The sequence below is a fragment of the Streptomyces sp. NPDC051913 genome, from assembly GCF_044593635.1.
GTDB lineage: Bacteria > Actinomycetota > Actinomycetes > Streptomycetales > Streptomycetaceae > Streptomyces.
In genome coordinates this window covers 343,920-355,892 of record NZ_JBIUCI010000009.1, presented here as the reverse complement: position 1 = coordinate 355,892, position 11,973 = coordinate 343,920, and the positions used below count along the sequence as shown (strand labels likewise).

Here is an 11,973-nt window from a genome sequence, read left to right as displayed (position 1 = left end):
ATCAGAAAGATTAAGAAAGGATGCTTCTAGCACACACGCAACGTAACCGCATGATCACTTTCCATACCAACGGACACGCGTCCCCCGCTCCGTACAGCACCCTGTCAGCGCAGCAGCGACGGTGCGATGCTGGAGACATCAGCGATCTGCTCTGATCCCACGGGTAAGGAGTACCGCCGTGCTTCGTGTCGCCGTCGTCGGCTCCGGGCCGAGCGGGTGCTACACCGCCCAGAGCCTCGTCCAGCTGGACCCCTCGGTGTACGTCGACGTCCTGGACCGTCTGCCGTGCCCCTACGGACTCGTCCGCTACGGCGTGGCACCCGACCACGAGAAGATCAAATCCCTCCAGAACAACCTCCGCACCGTCCTGGAGCACGAGCGGGTCCGCTTCCTCGGCGGTGTCCGGATCGGCACCGACGGAGTGCCGACCGCCCGGCTGCGGGAGCTCTACCACGCCGTCGTGTACTGCGTGGGCGCGGCCACCGACCGGCACCTCGGCATCCCCGGCGAGGAGTTGCCGGGAAGCTTCTCGGCCACCCAGTTCGTGTCCTGGTACAGCGCCCATCCGGACGCCGTCGACGACGGCTTCGTCCGCGCGGCCCGCTCGGCGGTGGTGATCGGCGTCGGGAACGTCGCGGTCGACGTGGCACGGATGCTGGCCCGCGGCGCCGCGGAGCTGAGCCCGACGGACATGCCCCAGCCGGCGCTCACCGCACTGGCCGCGAGCCGGGTCACGGACGTCCACATGGTGGGCCGCCGAGGCCCCTCGCAGGCCCGCTTCACCACCAAGGAGCTGCGTGAGTTGGGCGGCCTGCCGGAGGCGCAGGTCACCGTGGATCCGCAGGAGTTGGCGCTCGACCCGGCCTACGCGGACCCCGCGGCCCTGCCCGCCGCCCAGCGCCGCAACGTGGAGGTGTTGCGGGGTTGGGCCCAGTCGCCACCGACGCCGAATCCGCGCCACATCCACGTGCGCTTCTTCCTCCGCCCGGTCGAACTCCTCGCCGAGGCGGGGCGCGTGGGCGCGGTGCGCTTCGAACGGACGGTGCCGGACGGCCAGGGCGGGGTGACCGGCACGGGCCGGTACGAGGAGATCGAGGCCCAGTTGGTGCTGCGCTCGGTGGGGTACCGCGGAATCCCCTTGGAGGGCCTGCCGTTCGACGCGCGAACCGGCACGGTCCCCCATCTCGCCGGCCGCGTCCTGCGCGAGGGCGTGGTGGCGCCGGGCGAATACGTGGCCGGCTGGATCAAGCGGGGCCCGACGGGAGTCATCGGCACGAACAGGCCGTGCGCGAAGGAGACGGTGACGTCGCTGCTGGAGGACGCCGACATCCTCGTACGGGAAGAGCGCCCCGGTGATCCCCTCGCAGCATTGCGGGCAGACGGCATCGAGCCGGTCGAATGGCCGGGTTGGTGCGCCATCGAACAGGCAGAAGCAGAACTCGGGGCATCACTGGGACGGGGAGTGGTGAAACTCCCCGACTGGGGCTCGCTGATGAACGCCGCGTACGGTCGCGGCTTTTAGGGGCGCGGGGAACTGCGCGACCAGCCCCCACGCACCCGCACCAGGAAACGAACCAGCAACACCCCAGAAATCAACAATCTGTTCAAGGAGCCTACGGTCCCCCCATGACCACGCACCCTGTCGACGAAGTCCCACCCGCCCGCCACCTCCTCGCCTTCGGCCTCCAACACGTACTCGCCATGTACGCCGGCGCCGTGGCCGTCCCCCTGATCGTCGGCAGCGCGATGAAACTGTCGCCCGCGGATCTCGCCTACCTGATCACCGCCGACCTGCTGGTGTGCGGTATCGCCACCCTGATCCAGTGCGTCGGCTTCTGGCGCTTCGGCGTGCGCCTGCCGATCATGCAGGGCTGTACGTTCGCCGCCGTCTCCCCGATGGTGCTGATCGGCACGACCGGCGGCGGCCTCCCCGCCATCTACGGCTCGGTGATCGTCGCGGGGCTCGCGATCATGCTGCTCGCGCCGGTCTTCGGCAGACTGCTCCGCTTCTTCCCGCCGCTCGTCACGGGCACCGTGATCCTGATCATCGGCCTCTCCCTGCTGCCGGTCGCGGGCAACTGGGCCGCGGGCGGAGTCGGTTCGGCGGACTTCGGGGAGCCGAAGAACCTGGGCCTGGCCCTCTTCGTGCTCCTCGTGGTGCTGGGTGTGCAGCGGTTCGCGCCCGCGTTCCTGAGCCGGATCGCGGTGCTGATCGGCATCGTGGTGGGCCTCGCCGCGGCCGTGCCGTTCGGGTTCACGGACTTCGACGGTGTCGGCGACGCCGACTGGCTCGGGATCAGTACGCCGTTCCACTTCGGGGCACCCACCTTCGAGGCCTCGGCGATCGCGTCGATGCTGGTGGTGGCGCTGGTGACGATGACCGAGACGACCGGTGACCTGATCGCGGTCGGCGAGATGACCGACCGCAAGGTCGAGCCGCGCACTCTCGCGGACGGCCTGCGCGCCGACGGCCTGTCGACCGTCCTCGGCGGTGTCTTCAACACCTTCCCCTACACGGCGTACGCCCAGAACGTCGGCCTCGTCGGCATGACCCGCGTCCGCAGCCGCTGGGTCGTGGCCGCGGCGGGCGGCATCCTCGTGCTGCTCGGTCTGCTGCCGAAGCTGGGCGCGGTGGTCGCGGCGATACCGGCGCCGGTGCTCGGCGGTGCGGGGCTGGTGATGTTCGGGACGGTGGCCGCGAGCGGCCTCAGGACCCTCGCCACCGTCGACTTCAAGGGCAACAACAACCTGACGGTGGTGGCCGTCTCGGTGGCCATGGGCATGCTGCCGGTCGGGGTGCCGACGGTGTACGAGAAGTTCCCGGACTGGTTCCAGACGGTGATGAACAGCGGCATCAGCGCGGGCTGTCTGACGGCGATCGTGCTGAACCTGCTCTTCAACCACCTTCCCTCGAAAGCGGCTTCAGCCGAGAAGCCCGGTTCGGCCGAGGCGGACGGCCTGCCGCCCGGCGGCGCCGAGCAGGGCGTCGAGCAGCCCCGGGAAGAGGTCGTCTAGGTCGTCCCGGCGCAGGCCGTTCATCTTGGCCGTGCCCCGGTAGATCTGCCGGATCACGCCCGCCTCGCGCAGCACCCGGAAGTGGTGCGTGGTGGTCGACTTGGTGACGGGCAGCTCGAACTGCGAACACGTGAGCTCGTCACCGACGGTGGCGAGCTCACGCACGATCGCGAGACGCATCGGGTCGGAGAGCGCGTGCAGGATCGGCTCCAGCCGGATCTCGTCCCGGGCCGGATGCGGCAGGTCGCGACTGCTGACAGCGGGCGAGGTCACGGCGGCTCCACCTCTTCGGGAAGGCTTCGGGAAGGCTCGGGACAGCTTCGGGATGGCCTTCGGGACGCCCATTGTACGAAACCCTTCGTAGTTTGACATCCACCGTACTACGATGCCTATCGTACGAGTCGACCACCGGTCCCGTGACGAATGGAGCCCGCCGTGAGTGCACTCTTCGAGCCCTACACCCTGCGCGACGTGACGATCCCGAACCGGGTGTGGATGCCGCCGATGTGCCAGTACTCCGCGGCATCCGAGGGCCCCGAGGCCGGCGCGCCCAACGACTGGCACTTCGCGCACTACGCGGCGCGCGCGGCCGGCGGTACGGGCCTGGTCATCGTCGAGGCCACGGGCGTGAGCCCCGAGGGCCGCATCTCGCCGTACGATCTCGGCATCTGGAACGACACCCAGGTCGAGGCGTTCCGGCGGATCACCCGCTTCCTGGTGGGCCAGGGCACGGTCCCGGGCATCCAGCTCGCCCACGCCGGGCGCAAGGCCTCGACGGAGCGGCCCTGGAAGGGCGGCGCGCCGATCGGCGCCGAGGGCGGCGGCTGGCAGCCGCTCGGACCGAGCCCGGTGGCGTTCGACGAGCGGCACCCGGTACCGACCGAACTGACGGCCGCACAGATCAAGGACGTCGTCGGCCAGTTCGCGGACGCGGCCCGCCGCGCCCTCGCCGCCGGCTTCGAGATCGCCGAGATCCACGGCGCGCACGGCTACTTGATCGGCAACTTCCTCTCCCCGCACTCCAACCACCGCACCGACGCCTACGGCGGCTCGTACGAGAACCGCACCCGCTTCGCGCTCGAAGTCGTGGACGCCGTACGGGAGGTGTGGCCGCAGGACAAGCCGCTGTTCTTCCGCATCTCGGCGACCGACTGGCTGGAGGAGGGCGGCTGGACGCCGGACGACACGGTCCGGTTCGCCGCCGATCTCCAGGCCCACGGCATCGACCTCCTGGACGTCTCCACCGGCGGCAACGCCTCCGGCGTCCGGATGCCGATCGGCCCCGGCTACCAGGTGCCGTTCGCGGCCCGCGTCAAGGCCGAGACCAAGCTGCCGGTCGCCGCGGTCGGTCTGATCACCGAGCCCGAGCAGGCCGAGAAGATCCTGGTCAACGGCGAGGCGGACGCCGTGCTGCTCGGCCGTGAGCTGCTGCGCAACCCGTCCTGGGCGCGGCAGGCCGCGCGGGAGCTGGGCGGGGACGTGCATGTGCCGGACCAGTACCACCGGTCGGTCTGAGCAGACGGGAAGCGCCCACGGAGGACTGGTACCTCAGTAGTAGGTCCCGGTCCTCCCGCAGAAGCAGGGCGGCCCCGGCGGTTGCTCCCCCCAGGTCAGGGGTAATGCCTCCCCAGGCACGATGTGCCAGGCGCCCGCGACAGCGAGGCTGTTGGTATCAGGCATGAGGAGGGCGTCATGAAGGGTCAGACCCGCATCCGAGTCATCCGCCGACCCGCCCCGCGCCGGGACGAGACGATCGACCGCAGGACACCGTCGGGACGGCTGCTGCCGTACTGACGGCACCTGCGGCCGGATCCGTCAACCGACGGTGCAGGCCGTTCCGTTGAGACTGAAGGCGCCCGGCGCCGCACTGTTCCCGGTGTGCGTCGCCTGGTAGCCGATACTGACGCTCGCGTTCGGCGCGAGCGTCGCGTTGTACGAGGCGTTCGTCGCCGTCACCGCACCGGAACTCGGCGCGTACGTGGCGTTCCAGCCGTTGGTGATGGCCTGCCCGGCGGGCAGGGTGAAGGCGAGCTGCCAGCCGTTGACCGTGGTCGTGCCGGTGTTGGTGAGGGTCACCGAGGCGGTCAGGCCGGTGTTCCAGGCGTTGGTGGTCACGGTCACCTTGCAGGGCCCGGCCGGTGGTTGGGGCACGGTGCCGCCGCTGTCGAGACCGAAGAACGTGAGCACACGGGCGGCCATCCCCCAGGCGTACAGGTTGTGGCCGACGCCCTGGAGGCTGATCGCCTCGACCTGGGCGCGGTCACCGGTGCCGCCGTAGCGGGTGCGGGTCCAGCCGGACTGGGGCGAGTCGGTGGCGGCCGGGGTCTGGCTCACCCCCTGGACGTTCGTCCACTGCTTGATCTCCTCCCCGAAGTTGGGGTAGCGCAGCACGTCGTCCTCGGTGCCGTGCCACAGCTGCATGCGCGGGCGGGAGCCGGTGTACCCGGGGTAGGCGGCGCGGGCGATGTCGCCCCACTCCTGGGCGGTGTGGGTGATCGTGCCCTGCGCGCACGCGCTGTTCCACTCCGAGCCGTCGGTGGTCGCGAAGCAGCCGAACGGCACGCCCGAGAAGGCGGCGCCCGCCGCGAAGACGTCCGGGTAGTCGCCGAGCAGGACGTTGGTCATCATCGCGCCGGAGGAGATGCCGGTGGCGAAGACGCGGCTGGTGTCGGCGTCGTAGGCGTCGACCGTCCAGTCGACCATCGACTTGATGCCGACCGGGTCGCTGCCGCCGCCGCGCTTGAGCGCCTGCGGAGAGGAGACGTCGAAGCACTTGCTGGAGCGGGTGACGGACGGGTACACGACGATGAACCCGTACTGGTCGGCGAGCGAGGCGTACTCGGTGCCGGAGTACATCGCCGGGCCGGAGCCGGTGCAGTAGTGGACGGCCACCAGGACCGCCGGACGGGCGGTGACGGTCGCGGGGACGTACAGGTACATCTGCAGGTTGCTGGGGTTGGCGCCGAAGTTCGTGATCTCGGTGAGGGTGGCGGTCGGGGCGGCCTCCTCGGCGGCGGCCGGGGGTGCGGTGAGGAGTGCGGCGGCGAGTAACGCCACCAGCATTCCGTGGAGCGCGACAAGGACCGCGCGCAGCGGTCTCCTCGCGAGGGTGCCGACAGTGGCGGACACGGCGGGTCCCTTCGTGATGGCGGCTCGTGGGGGCATCGCTGAGGGGAGCAACAGGAATGGTGGCATGCACATGGCCGCCATGGAAGCGCTCCCACGCCACAGAAACCTTCTGCGCGAAGCGTTGACCAGAAAGCGCTTACCCTCTACGTTCCGTTCAGCAGGGTGACCGAACGGCGCGGCATTCCCCGGGAAGAGCCGCATGGACCTGTGCGCGTCGTTCGTAATGGCACACATCGTTCATGTACGCGATCAACGACCAACCCCCCGCACAGAAGGAATCGGGACATGACTTCTTCACCACCTCCCCGCACACACCGCCACGCACTGACCGGCGCGACGGCCGCACTCGGCCTTTCGGTTGGCATGATCATGGCAATCAACACGCCGACCGCGAGCGCCGCGACCTGGCCCACCCCCACCAGCAGCAAGGCGGTCACCTCCACCATCTCCGTGTCCGGCACCAAGGACTACGGGATGCAGCGCCTGTACGGCTCAGGTGACCTGGGCAGCGGCAGCCAGGACGAGGACCAGGGCCCGATCCTGAAGCTCGCCGCCGGCACGGTCCTGAAGAACGTCATCATCGGCGCGCCCGCCGCGGACGGCATCCACTGCGAGGGCAGCTGCACGCTGCAGAACGTCTGGTGGGAGGACGTCGGCGAGGACGCGGCGACGTTCAAGGGCTCCTCGTCGTCGAACGTGTACACCATCTCCGGTGGTGGCGCGAAGGAAGCCAGCGACAAGGTGTTCCAGTTCAACGGCGCCGGGACGCTCAACATCTCCAACTTCGCGGTGAAGAACTTCGGCACGTTCGTCCGCTCCTGCGGCAACTGCTCGACGCAGTACAAGCGGACGATCAACCTCAACACCATCGAGGCGACCTACAAGGGCAACAAGCTCGTCGGCATCAACACCAACTACGGCGACAGCGCGACCCTCAAGGGCATCACGATCGTCGGCGACTCCAGCAAGAAGATCGTCCCCTGCCAGAAGTACATCGGAAACAACAGCGGCAAGGAGCCGACCACCAACGGCTCGGGCCCTGACGGGACGTACTGCAAGTACGCGTCCTCGGACATCACGTACAAGTAGTCAGGTCAGCCCGTATCCCCCCACGGTGGAGGCGGCCGTCCGAAGCATCCCCGCACGGTGCTTCGTACGGCCGCCGCATCATGGTGCGGCTTCACCGCGTACCGAGCTCCCGCCGGTAGTCGGCGTAGGCGGTGCGCAGGGCGGTTCCCGGCCAGTCGGCGGGCAGGAGGTCGGTGGGCAGGACCGGGTCCGCGAGCAGATGGCGTACGACCGCCGCGAAGGCGGTGAAGCGGTCGGCGGGGCCGTCCACGCGCGCGGTGTGGGCGAGCAGGGCGCGGCCCTTCGCGGCCCAGGCGGCCAACGGCCAGAGCCGCGCGGCCAGTTCGGCCGCGGGGCGGTCGGGACGGGTCGTGCACCGCTCCCCCACGTGGGCCAGGTCGGCCGGCAGCGGGCGGCTCAGGTTGGCGGGGCGCAGCCAGACGCCTTCCCGGAGTTCGGCCAGTCGCAGCGCGGTCAGCCGGGTGCGCAGGTCGGCCCGTTCGGCGGGGCCGCGGCCCGTCGCCGTGATCACGAGCATCTCCCAGTCGCCGTCCCACGCGCGCGTGCGGGGATGCACGGCGTCGTCCTGGCGGCGCTGACGTTCCAGGAGCCGGTCGCTCAGCCGGTGGACGGTGTCGGTGCGGCGCAGGTCCCCGGCGGCGACCATGCGGCTGAGCGCGGCCCGCGCGGTGGACCCGCCGACACCGAAGGCCTCCACCTGGCGAACCAGCTCCTTCACCGGCAGCTCGGGCGGATGCGCGCCCAGGAGCAGGCTGAGGACGACCGAGCGCGCGGACAGCGGACGCAGTTCCAGCTCGTCGGGCCGCCCTGTCGGGCCGGGCGCATCGAGCTGATCGGGCTGGTCGGCCGGGTTCGTCCGCATGGTCCCGTACTGTAGGTCGTATTGCAGCATTGCTACAGCCGCAGTGAAAATGCAACACTCGCCGTATGGTCTTCTCACCGGCGCACGAGGGCAGCGCGACGCACGACGTCACCAACCAGCCCCCTCCCCTGGCTCCCTACGACGCGTCCGAGGACGTGGCCCTGCTGGAGGGGCTGCGCCGGGAGGGCGCGGGCTGGGCCGAGGACGACGTACGGCGGATCGGCCGGCTCGCGGGCAGCGCGGAGGCGCAGGAGTGGGCCGATCTCGCCAACCGGCACGAGCCGGAACTGCGCACGCACGACCGGTACGGCCACCGGGTCGACGAGGTCGAGTTCCATCCGAGCTGGCACCACCTGATGCGGGCCGCGGTCGCCGAGGGGCTGGCCGGAGCGCCCTGGGCGGACGACCGGTCCGGGGCCCATGTGGCGCGCACGGCGGGCGGGTTGGCGTGGGGACACACCGACGCCGGGCACGGCTGCCCGACCTCGATGACGTACGCCGCCGTCCCCGCGCTGCGTCAGCAGCCGGACCTCGCGAAGGTCTACGAACCCCTGTTGACCAGCAGGGAGTACGAGCCGGGGCTGCGGGTGCCCGCGGAGAAGCGCGGTCTGCTGGCGGGCATGGGGATGACCGAGAAGCAGGGCGGCTCCGACGTCCGTACGAACACCACGGTGGCCGCGCCGACCTCGGAGCCGGGCGTCTACACGCTGCGGGGCCACAAGTGGTTCACCTCGGCGCCGATGTGCGACGTGTTCCTGGTGCTGGCGCAGGCGCCGGAGGGGCTGTCCTGCTTCCTGGTGCCGCGCGTCCTGCCCGACGGCAGCCGCAACACCTTCCGCATCCAGCGGCTGAAGGACAAGCTCGGCAACCGCTCGAACGCGTCCTCCGAGCCGGAGTTCGACGGGACCGTGGCCTGGCTCGTCGGGCCCGAGGGGCGGGGTGTGAAGACGATCATCGAGATGGTCAACTGCACCCGGCTCGACTGCGTGATGATGTCGGCCACGCTGATGCGCAAGACGCTCGTCGAGGCGGGCCACCACGCCGGGCACCGCAGCGCGTTCGGCGCCCGGCTGGCCGACCAGCCGCTGATGCGCAACGTGCTCGCCGACCTCGCCCTGGAGTCCGAGGCGGCGACGACCCTCACCCTGCGGCTGGCGGGCGCGGCGGACCGGGCGGTGCGCGGGGACGCCGGGGAGCAGGCGTTCCGGCGGATCGCCACCGCTGTCGGCAAGTACTGGGTCACCAAGCGGGGCCCGGCCTTCACCGCGGAGGCCCTGGAGTGCCTCGGCGGCAACGGCTACGTGGAGGACTCGGGCATGCCACGCCACTACCGCGAGGCGCCCCTGCTCTCGATCTGGGAGGGCTCGGGGAACGTCAACGCCCTGGACGTGCTGCGGGCGTTGACGCGGGAGGCGGGGACCGCGGAGGCCCTGTTCGCGGAACTGGCCCTGGCGCAGGGGGCGGACGCGCGGCTGGACGCCGCGGTGAACCGGTTGAAGGGGCTGCTGAGCGGCGGTTCCGAGGCCGGGGCGCGGCGCCTGGTGGAGCAGATGGCCCTCACCCTCCAGGCCTCCCTCCTGGTCCGGCACGCCCCGTCCGCGGTCGCCGACGCCTTCTGCGCGACCCGGCTCGGCGGCGACTGGGGGTACTCCTTCGGCACGCTGCCGGACTCGGCCGACGTGGGCGCGATCCTGGGGCGGGCGTTGCCGGGGAGCGGCTGATCCGAGGTCGTCCTGTGGCCGACGCCTGCTTGGCCGACAGACCGTCACCCCGCGATTCCGCTTGGTTGTCAGTGCCGTGGTGCAGACTCGGGATCACTTGGCACTACGCCTGGGGAGGGCAGCGTGTTCACGGGGATCGACGAGGTCGACTGGGCTTCGATGCGGCATGCGTACGGGAGCGCGGAGGACGTTCCCGGCCTACTGCGGGGGCTGGCCTCCGCGGACCCCGCCGAGCGGGAGATCGCGCTCGACGGGATGTACGGCGCCGTGCACCACCAGGGAGACGTGTACGACTCGACGCTCGCCTGCGTCCCGTATCTGTTCACGCTCGCCGCGCGTGAGGAGGTGCGGGACCGGGGCGGGATCGTGGAGCTCCTGGTCAGTATCGGGGGCGACGGGGAGGTGGCCGAGGGCGCGGACGCGGGGTACGCGATGGCGCGCGCGGCGGTCCGGGCCGGCGCCGAGGTCTTCGCCCGGCTGGCCGGGGACCCGGACGCGGGGGTGCGCAGGTCCGCCGCGAGTGCCGTCGTGCGGTTCCTGGACCGACCGGAGCGGGTGCTGAGCCTGCTGCGCGAGCGGATCGCGGTGGAGCGGGACGAGCGGGTCCTGCTCGCGCTGACCGAGGGCCTCGGCTTCCTGGCCCACCGGCATCCGGCGCACGCGGCAGAGATCGTGGAGCTCCTCACCGCCCTGAGCATGGCGCCCTACGGCCCGGGTCAACGGCTGGCCGCGCTCGGCCAGTTGGCGGGCAACGCACCCGACCGGCTCCCCACCGACCTGGTGCCCACGGTCGTGGGACTGCTCCGGGAACGGTCCGGACAGCGCCCGGACCCGGCGTGCGAACCCGATCGCCCGGACACGAACACGCTGGTCGGCCGGTTGCGGCGGCTGCGCCCCTCGGACGAGGAGGGCTCCCAGCTGCTGCGGACCCTGCACACCGGGCTCGACGGCCGGGTGGCCGACCGGATCGCCCTGCTGAACGGGCAGTTGACGAGCCCGGACCCGACCGACCGGTGCAACGCGATGTGGATGTCCTTCGGACTCTTCCGCGACTGGCGCGCCGACTACAGCACGCCGGTCGCCCTGATCGGCGCCCAACTGGCCGCCGAGGAGGACCAGTTGCGCGACGCCGCGACGTCCGTCCTGGAGGACCTCTACCAACTGGCCGCGCCCGCCGCCGACGACCTGCACGCCCTCGTGACGTCCCGGCCCGAGCTGTGGGTGCGGCACTGGGAACACGGCGCACCGACGCTGGGCGAGCCGCTCAGGGCGCTGGCCAGGAGCGGGGACCCACGCGCGGTGCCGGTGCTGGGACAGCTCCTCGCCACCCCCGACGCGCCCTACGACCTGGGGCAGGTCGTCGCCCACCTGGGCCCGGCCGCGGCGCCTCTCGCACCCGCGCTGCGGGCCGGACTCGCGGGCCTGTCCCTCGACGACCCCGACATCCACAACCGCGCGACGGCGCTGATCACGGCGCTCGGCGAGCTGAACGACACGGAGAGTCTGCCGCTGATCCTGCGGTTGCTGTCCGGTCTGCCGGACCACAGGATGCGGTTCCTCGTCGTCGGCGCCGCCCTGCACACGCTCGGGGCGCTCGGTGGGGCGGCACGCGAGGCGATACCGGTGGTTCGGGGGCTCTTGGACGGGGAGAACGCGATCGAGGCGGCGGGCGCGCTCTGGACGCTGACAGGGGACGCCGCGGCCGTACTGTCCGTGCTGCTGACACCCGACGGGGACGTCGTCGCGCACCGGGGTGCGACCGAGGTCCTGGCCCGTCTGGGGCCGGAGGCCGCGCCCGCGATGGACGGGCTGCGGCGAGAGACCGAGGCGCCCCACGCGTGGGTGCGGACGCCGGCGGCGTGCGCGCTGTGGCGGATCGGCGGCGAAGCGGAATCCGGCCGGGTACTGCCGCTGCTGCGCAGCACATGGGCGCGGACGCCGGAGCTGCGGAGGCCCATCGCCGAGTGCGTCGCGGCCATGGGCCCCGCCGGCGCCCCGCTGCACGACCTGCTCCGGGCGGAGCTGACCGCTCCGCAGCGGTACATCGCCCCCTGCGGGGGATACGCGCCGCTGGCGGTCCTCTCCGACGAGCGGTTGCTGGAGATCTGCCGGTCGGCGCTCGGGGCGGCGTGAGGTTCGCCCTCGCCGGGAGGGCGG

Annotated in this window: 9 protein-coding genes; 6 read left to right on the top strand and 3 right to left on the bottom strand. The window is 71.4% G+C overall.

Going from position 1 to position 11,973, the window contains the following annotated elements; genetic code table 11:
• The first annotated feature begins 178 nt into the window (after positions 1 to 178).
• On the top strand, positions 179 to 1,522 hold the full coding sequence (locus tag ACIHIX_RS28015) for an FAD-dependent oxidoreductase (protein WP_399960785.1): 1,344 nt from the start codon (positions 179 to 181) through the stop codon (positions 1,520 to 1,522).
• Positions 1,523 to 1,626: 104 nt separating this feature from the next.
• On the top strand, positions 1,627 to 3,015 hold the full coding sequence (locus ACIHIX_RS28010; RefSeq protein WP_399960784.1) for a nucleobase:cation symporter-2 family protein: 1,389 nt from the start codon (positions 1,627 to 1,629) through the stop codon (positions 3,013 to 3,015).
• Here the strand turns inward: ACIHIX_RS28010 and ACIHIX_RS28005 are convergent.
• Entirely contained in the window at positions 2,923 to 3,288 is a 366-nt protein-coding gene (locus ACIHIX_RS28005) for an ArsR/SmtB family transcription factor (protein ID WP_399960782.1), read from the bottom strand. The genes ACIHIX_RS28010 and ACIHIX_RS28005 overlap by 93 nt on opposite strands.
• 162 nt (positions 3,289 to 3,450) lie before the next feature.
• On the opposite strand from ACIHIX_RS28005, the gene ACIHIX_RS28000 reads away from it, so the two are divergent.
• Positions 3,451 to 4,530: an NADH:flavin oxidoreductase/NADH oxidase gene (locus tag ACIHIX_RS28000; protein WP_399960780.1), complete on the top strand. Its 1,080-nt coding sequence runs from the start codon at positions 3,451 to 3,453 to the stop codon at positions 4,528 to 4,530.
• A 300-nt stretch (positions 4,531 to 4,830) separates the two neighbouring features.
• On the opposite strand, the gene ACIHIX_RS27995 is transcribed toward ACIHIX_RS28000, so the two are convergent.
• The gene (locus tag ACIHIX_RS27995) at positions 4,831 to 6,078 is read right to left on the bottom strand and encodes a PHB depolymerase family esterase (RefSeq protein WP_399960863.1); all 1,248 of its coding nucleotides are present in this window, start codon (positions 6,076 to 6,078) and stop codon (positions 4,831 to 4,833) included.
• Between the two features lie 351 nt (positions 6,079 to 6,429).
• On the opposite strand from ACIHIX_RS27995, the gene ACIHIX_RS27990 reads away from it, so the two are divergent.
• Positions 6,430 to 7,233, top strand: coding sequence for a pectate lyase (locus ACIHIX_RS27990; RefSeq protein ID WP_399960778.1), 804 nt, complete (start codon positions 6,430 to 6,432; stop codon positions 7,231 to 7,233).
• Between the two features lie 91 nt (positions 7,234 to 7,324).
• Here the strand turns inward: ACIHIX_RS27990 and ACIHIX_RS27985 are convergent, their stop codons facing one another.
• Positions 7,325 to 8,095: a PaaX family transcriptional regulator C-terminal domain-containing protein gene (locus ACIHIX_RS27985; protein ID WP_399960776.1), complete on the bottom strand. Its 771-nt coding sequence runs from the start codon at positions 8,093 to 8,095 to the stop codon at positions 7,325 to 7,327.
• Positions 8,096 to 8,160: 65 nt separating this feature from the next.
• On the opposite strand from ACIHIX_RS27985, the gene ACIHIX_RS27980 reads away from it, so the two are divergent.
• A complete protein-coding gene (locus ACIHIX_RS27980) occupies positions 8,161 to 9,816 on the top strand; it encodes a DNA alkylation response protein (RefSeq protein WP_399960774.1) in 1,656 nt (551 codons plus the stop codon).
• A 123-nt stretch (positions 9,817 to 9,939) separates the two neighbouring features.
• Positions 9,940 to 11,949 (top strand): HEAT repeat domain-containing protein, encoded by a 2,010-nt coding sequence (locus ACIHIX_RS27975; protein WP_399960772.1) that lies wholly within the window; start codon positions 9,940 to 9,942, stop codon positions 11,947 to 11,949.
• Positions 11,950 to 11,973: the final 24 nt, after the last annotated feature.